The following is an 18,242-nucleotide window of genomic DNA, read 5'->3' on the forward strand; positions in this document are numbered from 1 at the left end:
TCGACAGTTGAGTGGATCTCCTTTTCGGATATCCACCGGTGAATGGGCGCAAATCACACCCGATGCGGTGAGCTAGGCCACACCACTTCATTGCGCGGATTACAAGGATTTGCACAGGTGTGTCAAGGCGAAAGCAACGGGACCGTTACATATTCTTCAAACAAGGCCCTTGCCAGCACCCGAATCTGCCGCTATGAACCCGACCGCGCCGAACAAGCGCCGACCAGCAAAGCGGAGAGGTGGCTGAGTGGTCGAAAGCACCGCACTCGAAATGCGGCGTACGGGCAACCGTACCGTGGGTTCGAATCCCACCCTCTCCGCCAGTGCGCTTTGCAAGCGATTGAAATTCCTAGTGTTTTTTAACGCAAGCACCTACGTCCCACTTTGTACCCCACATTTGCAGCCGGATTTTGATGGCGTGATTCGTACGTGGTCGGACAACGTTTATCGGCCTCGGTTATCCATAAAGGGCGGCGCTGTCGGACTTTTCTTCAACAACAAGACGTAACGCGGATCCGGCGAGAGCGGTTTGCAGGCCGACATACATATCTAGTCGACCGAATATTATGAACACCATTGGCCTCGCAACACCCGACACAATTCTTTTCCAGCTATCGCGATCAATGGATGACGGAAGGCTGGTTCCGAAAGGATGAGAGTGCCACTCTCCAACCCAATCGACGGTCTTTCCGGACGACAACCATTCCTTGATTGCCCTGTCCTCGTGACCGCGATGAGATCTATGAAAACGCGTTGGCGTCGACCGATCCCATTGATCGGGAAAAGTAACCAAATGGACCTGGACTGCTGAAGGCTTACGGAAGCCGAGCAACAGCCCACCATGTTCATTGTTTCCACAACTATTGCCGAGATAACTTCGGATCTCTTGTACTATGTGATTGGGAAGCAAGACCTTTGTCAAAGCGAACTCGAATTACCTAGGCAAGCAGGACAGCCTTTTAGTGCAGTGGGCGAGACCGGCTTGTGATATCTTCCCCGCTCCAAATCAACTGCAATTGTCCGCAAGCGAGCACCCGGCTTAGCTGATACCCAATCCAACGAGGCTCGGTTTGCCAAGCTTGCAGCCATTACCGCAGCGTCAGCCGAAAACGGCACATAAGAGCCATCGCCACAACTGGCTGGCTGAAGATTGAGCACATGTCGTTCATCCCCTGCAGGATATCGCCACCGACCATCAAAGCTTGTCTTGAGGCAGCGAAAGCAGGCAAGGCCGTCTCGAAGGTTGAGGAAGCTTTGGACGCCTGCTCCATTCATGAATATCCAAGTATGCAGGAGTGCCGCTGCCCGAAAATCACGCCCTGCAAGAAATCGATCGTTCAAGGCTGATTGCACATTCCATTCACCGGTCGCGTCGATGATAAGGTCACAATTTGAGATTTGGCTCCAGCAGTCCAGCGCGTTTTCGTTGAATGCTCGTACACTTACTTGCGGGTGAAACCGCTCTAACTCAGTCTTGAGCGCAAGCGCTTTAGGTTTGCCGATGTATTCGAACCCCAGCACGTGACGTCCTATATTCCCCTCGCTCAGTAACTGATTGTCGAAGATAGACAGGCGTCCATCCGTTCCCGCGCCGCTTTGAACAAGCAGACGCGACAAGTAGCCGCCAATTGTTCCGCCGCCGATTAAAGCAATTGAAACATTCTTAAAATTGTCGCGTTCGGGAATATTGCGTGAACTGACGTGGTCTAGGCTGGACCAATTGCCTGCGTATCGTTCCACACTCACTTTATCCATCCTGTTGGCTAACAGCTTCGTAAGCGATTGTTTGCGGATGGACTTGCGAAGGATAGCTGTCGCGATCTCCTTAGGCACTTCCATCTTGACGCCAACAAACGCATTGGGACCAGCGAAGAACACGGTTAGCCCTTGGCAAAGTTCATTGAAGATTATTTGCCAGTTAACACCAAGTGCCGGTTGGCCATCGACCCAACGCCGTAAATCTTCGAGTGTCTTCGGCGCTCTAACGCCACCCCCGGGTCCGAGCTTTTCGTTTACGCACCGCAGGCGCGCTGGCTCGGGAAAACTAACATCGTACCCACGCAGTGTCGGCGTCTTATCTAGGCACAGAAACTCGACTTGACCATTCTTACTCGCGAAGTACACGAAGCCATCGGTTGCACCCGCAGACTGCTGTTTGGGCAATAGGACCTGTACGCCAAGTTTAGGGTACCAGTACTGCTGATACTCATCTACAACCTCGAGCTTTGCGCGGCCGCGATATGAAAGCTCCAGTGTGCGCTTGACTTCATCAAGTATTCGTAGGATTGCCTCGCCAGGTCTGTAGAGATCAATAGGCAAGCCGGCACCGGAAGCATAACAGATACCGTCTCCCGACTCGACATGGGCCAAGGTTTCAAGTGGAATCTGAGATCTATCTTTCAGGAATACTCGCGGCTTTTGTACAAAGCTGACATCTGGAATCGAAAGTGAGATGTCTATCGGTTGGCCGTGGACACTGATCGAACCCGAGTAGTCAGCGAACCCGGATCCGGTATATTGAAAACCAATCCTTTGAAGAGTCGCGTCGATATTCTGGAGAGCAGACCTTTTATCCATTATCCGGAGGTTGAGGCTATGACGCGTGGTGCTGCCACAGTAGCAGGAATGGCGGTTTGAACGGCGGCAATCTTGGAGGCCATCTTTACCGAATCAGGGCGGTAGGGCATTCGCTGTCCGAACTTGTTTCGTAGCTTCTTGACAACTAATTCTGCATCGCCTGTCCGCTCAAGCGCGGAGCTCATTTCGTCACGGAGTTCCCGAGCCGCGGACACGATGGAGTATCGATCTTCCTCAGACCACTCGTTGATGCAAAGATGATTCAGAACCGGGTTCTGAATCTTGCCATTGAACAGGTCAGGCAGCTCCTTCGCGATTTTAAGAATAAGAGCATCATCGCGATCTTCCGTTGGAAAGCCGTTGAGCTTTTGTAGAGCTTGATCGACCGCGCACATAATACAAAGAGAAGACAGCGGTGACTTTAACCATATATAATCACGCCACCCTTTGAAGAACCGGCAGAGACGCTTATACACTGCGCCGTAGCGGTCTGACCTGCTCACAACCCAGTCGTGAAGTTGCTGCGGGTCCGACTGGACCCATGTGCCATCGCGTTGCGCAAGCATAATTTTATCAGAAGGAAGACGCCAAGACGTGGTTACGGAGTCCCTTGCGGCAAAAGTTGCAGTGTGACTCTTTTCCAGAGCCTCCCTGATCGCTGCAAAGCGCTCCCGAGGAATGGAATAGATCGGTATATCGATGTGCGCCCCCGGCCACAACTTTACACGCACGCAGTTCGGCTTTTCCGCTAGCTTCCAGTTATTCTTTTTGCAGAGGTCCGTGAGGGCGGTTTCGACGAACCCAAAAAGCCCTTTCGCTGCAAGGGCCGGTTCGCCATTACTTAAGAATTCAACCGGAACGTACATACCATCGTCCAGGTCGATTTCCTGATGCGGCTTTTGAGCGGGTGCGTTTATTGTTCCGTAGGCAAAACTGCCCTGAGTCATGAATTTTACTTCAATGGTCGGGCGTGCGCGCCAGTTTCGGCTGGAATAGGCACCTTGCCAGTATTCATCATGCGTGATGATTCCGGCTGCGGCAGCTTTGAGGGTGGCGCGAATCTCACTCCGCGCTTTCATCAAGCCGGTGCGTTCGTCCTCTTCGATAGTGAGATTTGCAAGGTAACTAGGTTGGGATTTAAGACCACAGAATAGCGCATGCGCATTTGCAAGAGTCACATAACACCTATAGTTTGATCATGTTTTGTTCAACAATGGGATTTGCAACTTCCTGTTTCAAGTGGGCTGAGGCGCTAATGTACAGAATTCTTTCAAAACAAATGATATTCGTGGGATTTGGATGGCTGGTCGTCGGCCTTTTTTCCCTCGCGTACAGCCTGCCTAATATATCGTCGGTAGAACTGAGGGCTTCCTCGATTCCAGGGGTCGCTTGGCTGCTTCTGAACGCACTGTTATGGAATCCGGTCTGGCGGTGGTTTTGGCGCAAATTTCCCATTCTCGGAAAGCTCATCTTTCCGGATCTTAATGGCCGATGGCGGGTTGAATTGGCATCAAATTGGCCCAGACAACAACAACTTCTCGATGCTGCGGCATCAAAGAGCGTTGTTGTTGACATGAGGCAATGCTCATCGGACCAGTTGGCCCCGCTTACTCCGGTCGTTCTGGAGGCTGAAATCACGCAGACGTGGTGGAGCTTTGAAATGAAGATGTGGAATCCGAAAGCCAACACGCCCATCGACAGGTCTGACACAATCAGTGTGGACCCTTTTCCGAAAAAAGGGCTGCTAGCGCCCGGTATTTGCTATTTTTACAAACAAGTAAACGCTACTGACAACGTGTCAGACGATAACGAGTTCTATGGCGCAGCGAGGCTTGAGTATGACGGCTCAAAGGATCAGCTGTCTGGGTTGGCTTGGACTGCCCGAATGTGGCGACGTGCAATGAATACAGCCGGGCCGGTTACCTTCAAAAGGTTGAAACCGTGAATAAAGCTTCGCTCATCAACGCCACTTGGGTCTTAGGCTGCTCTGCAGATAAGAAATCGTACGCGGCTTAAGCGAAACCGCTTTTGACTATATACCTGACACTTGCCTCAGCCGTTCTAGGGCAAGGTCAATGTTTCGCTCTAGCACTTCATTGTGGACCTTAAATACATGGCGATCACCTGACTTCGTTAGGGAAGCGGCATCGTCCGCTTCACCGTACAATGTGTGGCACGCACTCATTTGTACAGCTTTTCCGCGGTAACTTATCTCTGACACAAGCAAGAAATTCTTACTGAAGTAATCCTTTTCAAGGCATCCAAGAAGAAGATCGTCGAAGGCTTCTTCTTTCGGATAGCCAAAATCGGACATAAGCGGCGGAATGAGCCATTCATCCTGCGTAAAATCAGGCTGCCTTCGGCCGCCATGGGCATGCGCGCGACGTACAAGCACCCAATCGTCAATCCACTGGCTGTCCAAGATTACGGGTTGAGCCTGCCGCTCGATTTTGCCTTCAGTCGAGACAGTTGCGCCCCAATGCATCGCGACAAACGGGGCGTTCTTGCAGAATCTAGAGCCGTCGTGAATGAACCCCGTGTAAGCTCCTCCGAATTTTTCTTGATGTGGTTCTGGAGTGAAGCCCTCATGCCCCAAGAGGTACGCTACCAGCGAAATGAATTTCATTTCTGCGTCGCGGAATTCCTCTGACGGCTTCAACACCTTCGTCTGAGAATTGGCGATAATTCGCTCAACGATTTCTGCGCCAGACCCCACAGTTATTTCACTATCTTCAAGCCACTCGCAGTCTGGAAACGTGAACTTAAACGCGCGCTGGGTTTGTCCATTGACGTACAAACCGACAATTACGAATTGTCGATGAATTACATTGGATACCACCGGGTGTTGCGGGTGTTCTAAGAAGAAATCTTTGAGGCGAGAAAGGTCCGTCAATGAATCTGCGTTCGCTTTGAGGTATTTAAGGTACGTTCGCGCCGCGCTCGTGTCCCCGGCGTACGCGGCTACGATGTTGGAATTAATCTCCACGGCTTTTTGCTGCATCATTTTCACTGCGGATCCAAAGAATGCGGCGCGTCCTTGCCGATTTCCATCCATTGGCAAGTTTATCGGATGAAGAAAAAATCCTTTCTGGGATAACGCGCAGTCGGCGATAAGGGACGGGAAGGATGCTTTTGCGCTAACGTGTATAATCGTCATGTAAAACTCATTGGTATGATAGAGGCGCGATTGTAGGATCCCAGCGTGAAGGATTGCTGAAGGGGGAATTTGCCTCCATGCAGAGCACGTTGAATCGAAGCACTTTTCTTGCTTGAAGCGCCGAATTTCGAATCTTACAAAACACGCAACTTGCTATGTCTGGACCTCAGACGCCGACCGCCCAGTTTGCTGCCTTCGCTCGGCCGGAAATTGTCAGGTAGCGGTCGCCACAGTCTTCGCTACTACGCGATACACCTGCATTCGCGAACAACCGGCTTGTCTCGCGATAGCTGATGCCCCCAAGCCCTCTATATGTAGCTTGTGAATGAGACTGTGATCCAAACGTGAAGTACCGCCCTTGTAGGTACGTGCGGCTTTCGCGCGAGCAATACCCTCGCGCTGACGTTCCTTGATGAATCGCCGCTCCATCTGTGCCACCATCCCAAGCACCGTTAGCACCACATGACCGACTTCTCCACGGGGCGAAACGTGAGGGTCAAGCACGGTTACGAACGCACCGCGTTGCTGGCACTCATGAACGATGTTCAGGACATCGCGAGTGTCGCGCCCGAGCCGGTCCAGCCGGGTAACAACTAGCTCGTCGCCTTGCCGCAGGAATTCGATCACCGTCGCAAGTTCGGCGCGACCTTCGCGCGTTCCTCCAGACACTTTCTCCGAGCGAACGATTTCACAGCCTTCGGATCGAAGCCGGTCGAGCTGAACCTGTAAATCCTGGTCGGTGGTACTAACACGGGCGTAACCAATGCGGGCCATTATGTAACCTCAAACTTTAGGCCCAAGGCTACATTGTCACAAATAGGCGGCGTCAACCCAGATGTTACACTTGCGATGTCACATCGCGATCTGTCACGTCAGGGTATGCCTTGATGTGACGATTCGGCCGTTCGACCATACGCCGCGCGTTACCCACCGAAGCAAACAAACCCTAGCGCCTTGACCTTGCCCCCCGCGTACGCCTCGCAACGGGCGAGATCTGAGCTTTTCCAGCACAGGTGGGATATCGAACACAGCCGAGGAAACGACCGTAAGGTCCGGTTCGTTCAACTAGCCATCCATCTTTGCAGTCGGGACATGGTGGGTAGCTGGCACCACAGCTACACCGGACATCGGCCGATCCTTCGGCACGATCGGGGAGTGCGGTATCGCAGGCCGAACAGGCAGGCAGCAGGTTTCCGCAATGCTCTACATGCTCGCAGCGATACCAGACCCGACCATCTTGGCCGCGCACGTCCAGCACCCGCCCGCCGCATTCTCCGCATTCGTGAGCATTCTGTTGCGCGGTGGGTGCAGCAGCAATGCCGTAGGCGGGATCTTTGCTGAGTTCAGTAACGAAGGACGATGGTCTCGAGTTCGAGGCGAGGATCGTCAGAGTGTGACGGGCTCGGGTCATCGCCACATACATCACCCGCCGCTCTTCCGCATTCTGGAATGCCTCTTCCTCGGGCGAGACCAACGTAAGCAAGGGATCATCGACAATCTCCGATGGGAAGCCCATCCGACCGCTGTCTGCGTTCATGAGCACAACATGATCGGCTTCGAGGCCTTTCGATGCGTGGATGGTCTTGAAACTGATGCGCAGTCGGGGGAACCGACGCTGCAGATCCCGCCCGTCCGGTTCGAGAAATCGATAACGCCCCAGCAACAGCACACTTGCGTCGTGCGCGGCATTCAATTTTTCGGACATCGCCGCGAGCACTTCGGAGAGCGTTTTTTCCTCCTCCCCCTTTGACGTCATCACGACCTTGATGGCCGGTTCGGCTGAGAACCCGGCCGGGACAATCTGCTTCTGGATCTGGGCCGGGTTCTTCAGGACGAAGGTTCTGGCCGCGAATGCGATCTGGTCGACCGAACGGAAGGTGCGCCCGAGATCGACTGTCCTGTGAACACCGGTCTCCCCGTCGAAGTTCCCGCCGAACTCATCGCCGAAGTGGCGCATCAGATGGATGTCGGACCCAGCAAAGCGAAAGATTGATTGCCAGTCATCACCCACCCCAAAAACGCGTGCGTCAGGATGCTGGGCTTTCAATGCCTTCACCAGCCGGGCGCGGCTCTGCGAGATATCTTGGAACTCGTCGACAAGGATATGGCGGAACGGGCTGGCATATCTGCCAGTTTCAGCGTAGCGCGCAGCCCTCAGGATCATGTCTTCGAAGTCGATCCGTTTCCCGAGCCGCATTTGATACGCTTGGAAGACAGGCTCAAACACCGCAAGGAACGCTTTGGCACGATTGCCGAGCTTCATCCGCTCGGACTTGGCGTCGCAGTCGGCGATGCTGTAGCCACCGCTCTTAAATTTGCGCAGGAATGTCCCGAGTAACTGCGAGAATGCATCGACCTGCTTCAACTCGATAACGCGATCATAGATCGTGTCGGCGGGACGGGGATTCATGATCACATGGGGTGCAAGCTTTTCTGCCAAGCCTGTCAGGAGTCGCCCCTCTTGCCGCTCATAGCTATAGGTCTCGATCAGGGTGGTTTCATGCGCAGCGTGGATATCGCGCTTCCAGTCCATGCCAGCCAGATACTCTTCGCATTTGACAAACGGCGCGGTGATTAGACGTTCGCTGCCATCGGGTGTTTTCTGTCGCCGCACCCCGAAATGCTCGATGTAGATGCCGCTTTCGATCAGGCGAAAGTCCGGACAATAGTCTCGACGGCCAGTGCGATGGATTTCGTGCTCGTAAACGGGTTCGTATTCGTACTCGATGCCGTTTTCGTAAAGCCAGTTGGCGATCTGCAACTCTTCGTAGCTCTTGACCTTTTCCCCTTGCAGCGTACGCAGATCCTGCTGTTCCATGTGAGTGTAAAAGTCGTGCTTAGTTTTGAAATCCCATTCGGTCTTAGGCTCGACTAGAAAATGCGCGAACCATCGAATGATCGCCTTGGACACTTCCGACCGCGTCAGAACGAAGTCCTTGAGTATCTCCTTAATCAAGTTGGTGAATGCTACATCATCGGTTGCGTGATCGGCCAGCGCGGGCTTTGTTCCCTCGACCCTTCCGATGATGTCATACGCTACTGCGTGAAACGTACGCGCCACAATCGGCACACCCGATCGCGCTAACACCCGTTCCGACATTTCCTCGGCGGCATTCTTCGCAAAAGCCAGCAGCAGGATTTCCTCAGGCTGGCGGATTCCTGCTTTGACGAGATAAGCAGCCTTAGCGGTGATCACACTGGTCTTGCCGGACCCCGCACCGGCGAGGACTAGCGTTGCGTCTTCGTCAGCGACGACGGAAAGACGCTGTTCTTGTGTTAGCGGCTTGCTCTCGATCGTATCGAAGAAATCGTTCCAGCGGTCCAGTTCGGCCGTCACAAAGGCCGCGATAGCGTTGGATTTCGCTGGCCGAGGATCGGCGACGAATGTCCTCACAAGTGCGACGCGCTCAGTTGTCTCGGGTCCAATAGCTTCCGGCTGCAGCTTCGACAAAAGCGCGACGTCGAGGGCCCTAGCGCTTCTCAAGAGGGGTGCAATTCGGCAGGCGGAGGGATAGCGGGTCGGCCGAGAGAGGCTGGCAACGGCAGCATGAAGTCGGGAGAAGCGATCCGCCTCGCGGTCGAGGGCGGACACATTGAACTCAATCCAGGCCTTACTAACTTCGTCGGCGAATGCATTCGCATCGACATATCCGGCACCGCGCAAGACAATGTTGCCGCGCTCTGCCGATGAGACGGTTAACGTCGTACCAAGCGCGGACTTTCGCACTGAAGGTGACGAGGTGATGGAGCCTAAGGACAACAACGACGTCTGCCCACGCCTGACAACCCGCAGCTGGTGCCCATCGAGCTCCATGACCCGGACAGCCCTGCCGAAGGGGTTCATGAGCAATCCGAGGAGGGTACGTTGTTGCAATCGAATCAAGTTCTAAGCCTCATCGTCCTCTCGAACCACCTTCATGCAAGGGTGGTGTGCGACCCGACAAGCCGCAGTAGGACGCGTACGCTCCGCGCTGCAATCACGCTCCGACATGAATGGCTCAAGCAATACATCGCGAAAAACAAAGAATACGTAGCCACGGCAGCATGGCTCCGATGCTACATACTTGCGTCACGAACCTGCAAAAGATTTGCGTTTATCGCGGGAAGTAGCAGCTTGCTCGGTCCTCGCGCCTTTTCGCCCAAAATTTCGACGCGGTATTTTGCCCTGCTGACAGCGACGTAAAGACGATTGTGAGCGGCGTACGAAAGAAAGTGTTTGCTGCTTTCCACCAAATCTTCTCCCAACGGCGGTACTCTCCCGTTGTCGACGCCCACAAGAATGACCGCCGAGAACTCAAGGCCGCCCACGTAGTCAGCATGCCCGATGACGAATTGTCCCGATGCACTGGCAGCCTCAACGGCGACCACCCTCTCCGCCATGCTGAACTCCGGTTTCGGCGTTCTTTTATGCCGCTGCGGCGATCTCCTTTGTTCTTGAAGATGTCGTTCTCACTGGTCTGCCGCGTGCTTGCCTGCGGGCGCCGTGACGTTTCCTCCGCAACCACCTAGTTCCGCCTTCTTATATCGTCGAACCTGATGTCGAAGCGCGCCAGGTATTTGCTCAGGCGGTCGGCGTCGTTGCTGCTTTTCTTTTCCAGCCGTGACTGAGCGAACAGGGCGCGGCCGGCGGCGCTGAGCGTCGGGTGGTCGCGGCAGGCGCGGATGACGGCGGAGAGCTGAACGGCGTCGAAGCGGTCGAGGCGAGCGGCGGCTTCCGTGCCGAGCAGGTCCTGAAGGGTCGCATCGTCTGCGTCCTTGACCGACGACGTGTGCCAGAACGCGTTCAGGCGTTGGACTTCGTCATCGACGACGTCAGTCGTGATGCGTCCGTGCGGCGCCAGCGTCGCCATCCGGGTGACGGAGGCCGAGAGGTCGCGGAAATTGGCATTCCAGGCGCCCCGAGGCCCGGTTGCAAAGGCCAGATAGCGTTCGCGGGCTTCCTTGTTGAAGGTGATGTTCTCACCCTCGCGTTCGAGAAAGCGTTTCAGTTCGAACTCCAGATTAGGCTCTATGTCCTCCCGGCGTTCGCGCAGGGCCGGTAGCCGAAATGTCCAGAGATTGAGGCGCGCATAAAGGTCTTCGCGGAATCTCCCTTTGGCGACCTCCGCGCCGAGGTCGCGGTTCGTGCCGGCGAGAAGCTGGAAGTCCGCGGAAACTTCCCGGTCGGCCCCGACCGGCAGGAAACGTTTCTCCTCGATCGCCCGCAGGCACATGGCCTGTTCGTCGAGCCCGAGTTCGCCGATTTCGTCGAGGAAGAGCACGCCCTGGTCCGCCGATTTGAGCAGGCCGGCCCGTTCGGTGGCGGCCCCCGTGAAGGCGCCTTTCACGTGCCCGAACAGGGTCGACATCGCCTGATCGCCCCTGAGTGTCGCACAATTGACTTCGACGAAGGCACCGCTCGCCTTCCGCTCCGATTTCTTCAGTTCATAGATACGGCGGGCAAGCTGCGATTTTCCGGCGCCGGTCGGTCCGGTCAGCAAAACGGGCGCGGTCGAGCGGATCGCCACGCGTTCGATTTCGTCGATCATCCGGTTGAAGGCGACGTTGCGGGTCGAGATGCCCGATTTCAGGAAAGAGGCGGCGTCCTCACGTTCCGAGGCAAAGCGTTTGGCGATCTCGTCGTAGCGCGACAGGTCCAGGTCGATGATCCGGTGCGTGCCGGCGAAATCCTGGCCCGGCTCGCGGTCGCGCGGTGGCGACAGTTGAAGCAGTCGGGCGGGAATGATGCGGGCCTCGGTGAGCAGGAACCAGCAGATCTGTGCCACATGCGTGCCGGTGGTGATGTTGATGAGATAGTCTTCGGCATCTGGGTCGAAGGCATAGCTGCGGGCAAAGTCCCTGAGGCTGGTATAGACCTCCGAGAAATCCCAGGGATCGCGGAAATTGATAGTGTTGCTGCGCACTTGCGTGGCCGGCGATACGGTTTCGATGTCGCCGATGATCCGCCGGGCCAGCGGCGAGGCGTGATTGTCGTGGATCAGTTCCAGCCGGTCGACGAAAAGCCCGGGCTGTTGGCATAGCCCGACATTGGGCCGCCAGCGGTTCCAGCGGTCCTCCCATTTGCCCACGTCGAGCGTGGTTCCCAGTATGCTGATGACGACACGACGTTTCATGATTATCCAAAATCATAAGATTGTATATTTATGGATAAGATATCTTGCGTTGCGTCGTTTCGCAAATTTTCGTCGAAATTCGTCGTCGAAAATTTTTATCGTTTTAAAACAATATCATGAACGAGCAGAGATCGATTTTTCTGCGGAGTTTTGGAAACTGGCACGCCTCTTGAATTGTATCTGGCATGAAACGAACAAGAGGTGCCGTCATGGTCAACAAGGCGATCTTCAAAACCTATCTCGGAAAATTGCTTCCGGGCACGGACACGAAAAACCACGCAGCCGCGCCGGCCTATAGGCTGACTCCGCGCGAAGCGCTGGCGCAGTATGCGGTGACGGGAACCTTCAACGGCACGTTTTACGCAGACGGCGCAGAACAGCTCGAGGCGGTCAGGGCGCTGGCAGTCGAGGTCGAGCCGGAATTCGTGACCAAGGTGGCAGTCTATGCCGCCGAGCGTGGTCACATGAAGGATATGCCGGTGATGCTGCTGGCCCTGCTTTCGAGCCTACAAAGCGACGTCTTTGCCCGCGCATTCCCGCGTGTGGTCAAGAGCGGCAAGATGCTGCGCGGCTTCGTTCAGGTGATGCGTTCGGGTGCGGCAGGGCGCAAGTCGCTCGGCACGCGGCCGAAGAAGGCGGTGCAGGCCTGGCTGGAGCACGCCAGCACGATGCAGGTCCTCAGGGCGATGGTGGGCAACGATCCATCTTTGGCCGATGTGATCCGTATGGTTCACCCGCGGCCGGCCACGCCGGAGCGACAGGCGTTCTATGCCTGGGCGCTCGGCAAGCCGCACGATTACGCGGCGCTGCCGGACGTGGTGAAAGCTCTGCAGGCCTTCAGGCGCGACCAGACACAGCCGCTGCCGGACGTTCCGTTCCAGTTGCTGACGTCTCTTGCCCTGACGCGGGAGCATTGGGTCGAGATCGCAGCCAAGGGCGGCTGGCAGATGCTGCGGCAGAACCTCAACACCTTCGCGCGCAACGGCGTGTTCGAGGTGGAAGGGGTCGCCGAGGCGATCGCTCGGCGCCTGGCGGATCCAGACGAGATCCATAGGTCGAAGGTCTTTCCCTATCAGTTGATGATGGCGTGGAAGATGGTCGACGGTCAGGTGCCGGAAGTCGTGCGAGACGCATTGCAGGATGCGATGGATATTGCCATCGGCAATGTGCCGTCGCTCGCCGGCCATGTGGTGTTGTGCCCGGATGTTTCCGGCTCGATGGGTTCGTCCGTGACCGGCTACCGCCAGGGCGCCACATCCGCGGTTCGTTGCATCGACGTTGCCGCGCTGATGACGGCCGCATTCCTGCAGCGCAACCCGCAAGCACGCGTGTTGCCGTTCGCGAACAACGTGGTGAACGTCAGCCTCAACCGGCGAGACACCGTCATGACCAATGCCGAGAAACTGGTTGCCGTCGGCGGTGGCGGAACGAACTGCTCCGCACCGTTGAGGGCGCTCGCAAATGAGAAGGCCAAGGTCGATCTCGTCGTTTTCATTTCGGACAACGAATCCTGGGTGGATGCGACCCGGGGCGGTCACGCCACGGCGGTCATGGAGGAATGGGCAAGGATCAAGCGGGTCAACCCGGCTGCGAAGCTGGTCTGCCTCGACATCCAGCCCTATGCCACGACGCAGGCGGCGACACGGGACGACGTTCTCAACATCGGCGGCTTCTCGGATGCCGTCTATGGGGTCATCGCGTCCTTTGCCGCCGGCGCCAACGGAGCGGACGGCTGGGTGAAAACCATCGAGGCGACCGAACTCTAAAAACAAGGCAATACCCTCGCGCCGCCGTGAACGGCGCGGGGGACCGTGACGAATGCCGGTTGAAACTACAGATCGTTAATCTCCAGGTCGCGGGTTCAAATCCCGCCGGGTTCCCCACTTTGTGGACCCGTAGCTCAGCGGATAGAGCAGGACGTTTCACCACACCTCGTCGTCACGGACCACAGACATGGCGAATGCAAGAGGAACTACATGGCCGCGGCAGGTTCGAATCCTGCAAGGGATCACGCATCCCTTCGGTAGCGGGGCGTTTCTCAATCACTTGTCGCCATAGCCGAATGCAGCGGCGAATGCCGGACGGAACTACATCGCCACCATAGCTGGATGGCCTGGCAGGTTCGACTCCTCCTCGGCATACGCTCTCTGGCACGAGCGGGGCCATCCGGTTTCGTCCACCCTCGTCGCCGCTGCATGGCTTTCAATGACGTCCGCCTGGCGGGCGTGAAATGCTCGGCGAATGCCGGCAGGACTACAGGTAGAGCGGCTCGCCGGTTTCGGCGGGCAGGTCGGATGTTCAAGTCATCCCGCTTCCCCGAAAGGCGGAGCGTAGCTCAGCAAACCGTCCTGCCAAAACTCGTCGCCGGGAGACGACCCACGGCGAATGCCGCTTGAGACACCATTGGGGTCGCATCGCGCCACGACCGTGGAATGCGAGCGGCAATGTCTCCGGCCTACGCTTGTCGGTTGGGGACAAGATGAAACACAGAGCACAGAAGGACTGCGAACGCAGAAAAGAAGATGACCGAGATAATGAGCGGACAGGATTTGATCGATGCCGGCATGAGCCAGGGCAAGTGGTTTCGCGATGCGCTGGACGCCGCCAACAGGGCGCTTAGCGCCGGCAGCTCCATGACCGATGCGCTGGAAATCGCTCGCGGCTATCAGCCGGGGCCGACCCTGCCGCTGAAGGCCGCCAACGACGTGCCGATCCACATGAACATCCGCGCCGAGAACGCCTACGAACAGGAGAATATCGAAAAGGTGCGCGCGACCATGCGCGAGCTCGCCCGCACACCGGTCGTGCGGTCGGCGGCGATCATGCCTGACGCCTGCCCGTCCGGGCCGGTCGGAACGATCCCGGTTGGCGGCGTGGTTGCGTCCGAAGCGATCCATCCGGGCATGCATTCGGCCGATATCTGCTGCTCGATGGCGATCTCCATCTTTCCGGGCGTGGCCCCGAAGGCGTTGCTCGATGCCGTGCATGCGGTGACGCATTTCGGTCCGGGTGGTCGTCCGCGCGGCTCCCAGATCAAGCCTTCGGAAGCGACCCTGTCGGCGTTCGAGCAAAACCCGTTGTTGAAGGATTTCATCAGCATCGGCATCGACCACTTCGCCACCCAGGGTGACGGCAACCACTTTGCCTATGTCGGACAGATGAAGTCGACCGGCGAGACGGCGCTCGTCACGCATCACGGATCGCGTGCCCCCGGCGCGCGGCTCTACGATCGCGGCATGAAGATCGCCAACCGGTTCCGTGAGGAGCTGTCGCCCGAAACGCTCCGCGACAATGCCTGGATTCCGGCCGACAGCGACGAGGGGGAAATGTACTGGTCGGCATTGCAGACGATCCGCCAGTGGACGAAGGAGAACCACTACGCGATCCATGACATGACGGCGGAACGCTTGGCTACGCGTGTCGGCGATCGCTTCTGGAACGAGCATAACTTCGTTTTCAGAAAGTCCGACGGCCTGTTCTATCACGGCAAGGGGGCAACGCCCGCCTTTGACGGATGGGCTGGCGATGCGACCGATCTGACGATCATTCCGCTGAACATGGCGGAGCCGATCCTGATCGTGCGTGGGTCCAATGCGGCTCACGGGCTCGGGTTTTCGCCGCACGGGGCCGGCCGGAATTTTTCGCGTACGGCACATATGCGCCGGCTCGGCGACGATTTCGGTGCAGATGGTCGCGGGCTCAGCCCGAACAACATCGCTGCCGTCATGGAGCGCGAGACCGGCGGCCTCGACGCACGCTTCTTTTCCGGCCACCCCGACGTTTCCGAGTTGCCGAGCGCCTACAAGAACGCGGCGGCCGTTCGGGAGCAGATCGCCGAGTACGGCCTTGCCGACATCGTCGACGAGGTCATCCCTTACGGATGCATCATGGCGGGCGACTGGCAGAAGGATGCGCCCTGGCGCAAGAAGCGCCGCTAGCATCAGATGTCGAGGAGGAAGGCGGCGATTGCCGCCTTCCTGCAATTTTGCCAAAGGATCGGGCCGTTCGGCTTTGCCCCCCGACCGTCAGATCGATCAGGGAAGGCCAGGTCACATCATTTCTTCGGTGTCTTCTCCGCCGGTGCTGCCGGGGCCTGCAGGTTGCCGAGAAGCGACGAGATCGCGTTTTCGCCGTTGAAGCCTGCTTCCTTCAGCAGTTGGTCGACGATCGGCTTGTTGGCCTGGTAGGACAGGAGCTGGCCCGCCAGCCCGTCGCCAAGGCCGATGCCGTTCGCAGCACCGTCGCCGCCGCCGTTGCGGCCGAGCATGCCGCCGGTGTCGAAGATGCGGATGTCGGAGATCTTCTCGATCGGCTTGACCGCTTCGGCGAGTGCTTCGGGAATGATGCGGATGCGTTCGCGCAGGATCTCGAATTCGATGATGGCGGAGCTCAGCTTGTTGCGGGCGTCGTTGAGCAGCGCCTCGCTTTCGGCCGCGGCCTTGCCGGTTTCGAGCACGCCCTTGGCCTTGATGATGGCGGCGTCGGCCTCAGCGGTGGCAAGCGTCTTGATCGCATCGGCCTGGTCGAGGGCCGCCTGCTTTTCGGCTTCCGCGCCGACGGTCACGGCCGTCGCTTCGGTTTCCGCGTTCTTGCGGGCGTCGATGACGGCGATCTGGCGTTCGCGTTCGGCGATTTCAACGGCCTTTGCCGTCTCCACCTTTTCTTCCGCGGCAATGGCGAGCGCGCGGGCCGTTTCAGCCTGGGCCTTGGCTTCGGACTCTTCCCGGCTCTTGTTGGCAACCGCAATCGCGCTTTCCTGCGAAACGATCTGCAGGTCGCGGCGGGCTTCGGTGTCACGCTGCTGCACGGCGCGGGTGGCGTCGATGTTGGCGCTTTCGCGCGCCTGCTTGGCAAGCGCTTCGCGCTCCGCGATCGCCTGTTCTGCGGCGATGCGGGCCTCTTCCTCGGCGCGCTTGGCCGCCTGTTCCTGCTGCGCGGTTTCGGCGCGCGTGGCGGCCGATTTGTTGGCGATGTCGCGTTCCTGGTTCAGTTCCGCCTCGCGCTTGGTGCGCTCGATCGTCAGCGATTGCTGGCGGGCTTCCAGGTCCTTCTGGGCGATTGCGACTTCGGTATCGCGGACGATCTCGTTGCGCTCCTTCTTGCGGCCCTCGGTGATGCGGGTCAGCGCTGCGAGACCATGGGCGTCGAAGAAGTTGTTGGCGTTGAAGTGCTTGATATCCGTCTGGTCGAGCCGTGTCAGCGAAACGGATTCGAGTTCGAGACCGTTCGACTGCAGGTCGGCGCCGACCGCTTCCTGCACTGCCTTGACGAAATCCATGCGCTGTTCCTGCAGCGCGTCGAGGCTCATCGTGGCGGCAACCGAGCGCAGGCCGTCGACGAACTTGGCCTCGATCAACACGCGCAGCTGTTCGGCATCGTTGGTACGGTCGCCGAGCGTCTGGGCTGCCAGTGCGATCGAGGAGGCATCGGGCTTCACGCGGACGTAGAATTCCGCGCCGATATCGACGCGCATGCGGTCCTTGGTAATCAGCGCGTCGCCTTCGCCGCGCCGGACTTCGAGGCGCAGCGTCTTGAGGTTGACGCGGGCGATCGAGTGGAAGATCGGCAGCACGATGGAGCCGCCGTCGAGGACCACCTTCTGGCCGCCGAGGCCGGTGCGCACATAGGCTTCGTCGCGGCTCGAGCGGGTATAGAGCGATGCAAGAACAAAGCCGATGCCGAGGATCAGGACGATGCCGATGCCGGCCGGCACCAAGAGTTCATAAAACATGGTTGCTCCGTGAGACTTTAAGACGAGGGAATATTAAGGATTGGGCGGCGTCAGCAGGTCTGCCGGCGCCGATATCGCAATGAAAATGTTGGAAACGCGATCGACGACGAGCACCTGCGCGCCGATGGCGATCGGTTGCTCGTTGCGGGCGGCGCGTGCGCGCAGCACATGCCAGTTGCCGTGGCGGTCCTTGAGGCGGATGCGTCCAGGCAGGCCCTGGTCCAGCGGGCCGACGGTGACTTCGCCGCTGCGGCCGACGAAATCACCGAGATCGACGGCATAGCTTTCGTCACGCGGCACGATCTTTGCCACCCATCGGCTCGACATCCGAACCGCAGGCAGCGAGACGGCGAGGGCCGGCAGCGCCGCGACAAGGGCCGGCAACGGCGCCCACAGGGCCCCGGCCACCGCCTGGATGACGAAGCCGGTCATCGCGAAGAGGCCGAGGAAAAGCATCAGGAGGACCAGCAGCGGCACGCCGCCGACATTGAACCAGGACATCAGTCCGCCCAATGCGTTGTGGTCGTCCAGCCAGGCCTTGTCGATCGCCTCGCCCAGCGAGAAGCCGAGCAGCAGGCAAAGGAGCTCGATGCCGGTGAAGGCGGCCAACATCACCGCCGCAACCGCGAAGGGTAGGGATTCCGGGGCGAGGAAGAACAGCATG

Annotated in this window: 13 protein-coding genes and 1 tRNA gene; 4 read left to right on the plus strand and 10 right to left on the minus strand. The window is 57.9% G+C overall.

From position 1 onward, the window contains the following. Positions 1-233 precede the first annotated feature (233 nt). Positions 234-323: transfer RNA gene (locus M2267_RS21950), tRNA-Ser, on the plus strand. A gap of 134 nt (positions 324-457) precedes the next feature. On the opposite strand, the gene M2267_RS21955 is transcribed toward M2267_RS21950, so the two are convergent. From M2267_RS21955 to M2267_RS21965, 3 genes are read right to left on the minus strand one after another with little or no spacing between them, the layout of a single operon-like run. Next, entirely contained in the window at positions 458-922 is a 465-nt protein-coding gene (locus M2267_RS21955) for a Mov34/MPN/PAD-1 family protein (protein ID WP_429117101.1), read from the minus strand. After that, on the minus strand, positions 919-2,577 hold the full coding sequence (locus M2267_RS21960; RefSeq protein WP_429117103.1) for an E2/UBC family protein: 1,659 nt from the start codon (positions 2,575-2,577) through the stop codon (positions 919-921). Before M2267_RS21960 ends, M2267_RS21955 begins: the two co-directional genes overlap by 4 nt. Then, the gene (locus M2267_RS21965) at positions 2,577-3,755 is read right to left on the minus strand and encodes a CBASS cGAMP synthase (protein WP_429117105.1); all 1,179 of its coding nucleotides are present in this window, start codon (positions 3,753-3,755) and stop codon (positions 2,577-2,579) included. The genes M2267_RS21960 and M2267_RS21965 overlap by 1 nt, the downstream gene beginning before the upstream one ends. Before the next feature lie 77 nt (positions 3,756-3,832). Between M2267_RS21965 and M2267_RS21970 the strand changes: the two genes are divergently transcribed. Continuing rightward, entirely contained in the window at positions 3,833-4,522 is a 690-nt protein-coding gene (locus tag M2267_RS21970) for a hypothetical protein (RefSeq protein WP_429117106.1), read from the plus strand. Positions 4,523-4,609: 87 nt separating this feature from the next. On the opposite strand, the gene M2267_RS21975 is transcribed toward M2267_RS21970, so the two are convergent. The 5 genes from M2267_RS21975 to rtcR all read right to left on the minus strand — a co-directional run bounded on the left by M2267_RS21975 (position 4,610) and on the right by rtcR (position 11,847). Then, positions 4,610-5,734, minus strand: coding sequence for a hypothetical protein (locus tag M2267_RS21975; RefSeq protein WP_429117108.1), 1,125 nt, complete (start codon positions 5,732-5,734; stop codon positions 4,610-4,612). Between the two features lie 213 nt (positions 5,735-5,947). Continuing rightward, entirely contained in the window at positions 5,948-6,508 is a 561-nt protein-coding gene (locus tag M2267_RS21980; RefSeq protein ID WP_429117110.1) for a recombinase family protein, read from the minus strand. A gap of 172 nt (positions 6,509-6,680) precedes the next feature. Next, complete coding sequence (locus tag M2267_RS21985) at positions 6,681-9,578, minus strand: UvrD-helicase domain-containing protein (RefSeq protein ID WP_429117112.1); 2,898 nt, start codon at positions 9,576-9,578, stop codon at positions 6,681-6,683. Positions 9,579-9,790: 212 nt separating this feature from the next. After that, positions 9,791-10,114, minus strand: coding sequence for a hypothetical protein (locus tag M2267_RS21990; protein ID WP_429117114.1), 324 nt, complete (start codon positions 10,112-10,114; stop codon positions 9,791-9,793). A gap of 125 nt (positions 10,115-10,239) precedes the next feature. After that, positions 10,240-11,847, minus strand: a complete 1,608-nt coding sequence (gene rtcR / locus M2267_RS21995; protein ID WP_429117116.1) for an RNA repair transcriptional activator RtcR — start codon at positions 11,845-11,847, stop codon at positions 10,240-10,242. Between the two features lie 209 nt (positions 11,848-12,056). Here rtcR and M2267_RS22000 point away from each other — a divergent pair, with 209 nt between their 5' ends. Further along, complete coding sequence (locus M2267_RS22000) at positions 12,057-13,613, plus strand: vWA domain-containing protein (RefSeq protein ID WP_429117309.1); 1,557 nt, start codon at positions 12,057-12,059, stop codon at positions 13,611-13,613. A 768-nt stretch (positions 13,614-14,381) separates the two neighbouring features. Continuing rightward, complete coding sequence (locus tag M2267_RS22005) at positions 14,382-15,785, plus strand: RtcB family protein (protein ID WP_429117311.1); 1,404 nt, start codon at positions 14,382-14,384, stop codon at positions 15,783-15,785. A 116-nt stretch (positions 15,786-15,901) separates the two neighbouring features. Here M2267_RS22005 and M2267_RS22010 read toward each other — a convergent pair whose 3' ends face one another. Both M2267_RS22010 and M2267_RS22015 read right to left on the minus strand, forming a co-directional pair. Next, positions 15,902-17,578, minus strand: a complete 1,677-nt coding sequence (locus M2267_RS22010) for a flotillin family protein (protein ID WP_043619969.1) — start codon at positions 17,576-17,578, stop codon at positions 15,902-15,904. Positions 17,579-17,611: 33 nt separating this feature from the next. After that, positions 17,612-18,241, minus strand: a complete 630-nt coding sequence (locus M2267_RS22015) for an OB-fold-containig protein (protein WP_043619967.1) — start codon at positions 18,239-18,241, stop codon at positions 17,612-17,614. Position 18,242 lies beyond the last annotated feature (1 nt).

It is taken from the genome of Ensifer sp. KUDG1 (assembly GCF_050434285.1).
Classification (GTDB): Bacteria; Pseudomonadota; Alphaproteobacteria; order Rhizobiales; family Rhizobiaceae; genus Ensifer.

What these genes read in the sequence shown, in the direction of transcription:
- M2267_RS21975 (WP_429117108.1), bottom strand. Translation starts at nt 5,734, where the DNA reads ATGACGATTATACACGTTAGCGCAAAAGCATCCTTCCCGTCCCTTATC.
- M2267_RS21980 (WP_429117110.1), bottom strand. Translation starts at nt 6,508, where the DNA reads ATGGCCCGCATTGGTTACGCCCGTGTTAGTACCACCGACCAGGATTTA.
- M2267_RS22000 (WP_429117309.1), top strand. Translation starts at nt 12,057, where the DNA reads ATGGTCAACAAGGCGATCTTCAAAACCTATCTCGGAAAATTGCTTCCG.
- M2267_RS21985 (WP_429117112.1), bottom strand. Translation starts at nt 9,578, where the DNA reads ATGAACCCCTTCGGCAGGGCTGTCCGGGTCATGGAGCTCGATGGGCAC.
- rtcR (WP_429117116.1), bottom strand. Translation starts at nt 11,847, where the DNA reads ATGAAACGTCGTGTCGTCATCAGCATACTGGGAACCACGCTCGACGTG.
- M2267_RS21990 (WP_429117114.1), bottom strand. Translation starts at nt 10,114, where the DNA reads ATGGCGGAGAGGGTGGTCGCCGTTGAGGCTGCCAGTGCATCGGGACAA.
- M2267_RS22015 (WP_043619967.1), bottom strand. Translation starts at nt 18,241, where the DNA reads ATGCTGTTCTTCCTCGCCCCGGAATCCCTACCCTTCGCGGTTGCGGCG.
- M2267_RS21970 (WP_429117106.1), top strand. Translation starts at nt 3,833, where the DNA reads ATGTACAGAATTCTTTCAAAACAAATGATATTCGTGGGATTTGGATGG.
- M2267_RS22010 (WP_043619969.1), bottom strand. Translation starts at nt 17,578, where the DNA reads ATGTTTTATGAACTCTTGGTGCCGGCCGGCATCGGCATCGTCCTGATC.
- M2267_RS21960 (WP_429117103.1), bottom strand. Translation starts at nt 2,577, where the DNA reads ATGGATAAAAGGTCTGCTCTCCAGAATATCGACGCGACTCTTCAAAGG.
- M2267_RS22005 (WP_429117311.1), top strand. Translation starts at nt 14,382, where the DNA reads ATGAGCGGACAGGATTTGATCGATGCCGGCATGAGCCAGGGCAAGTGG.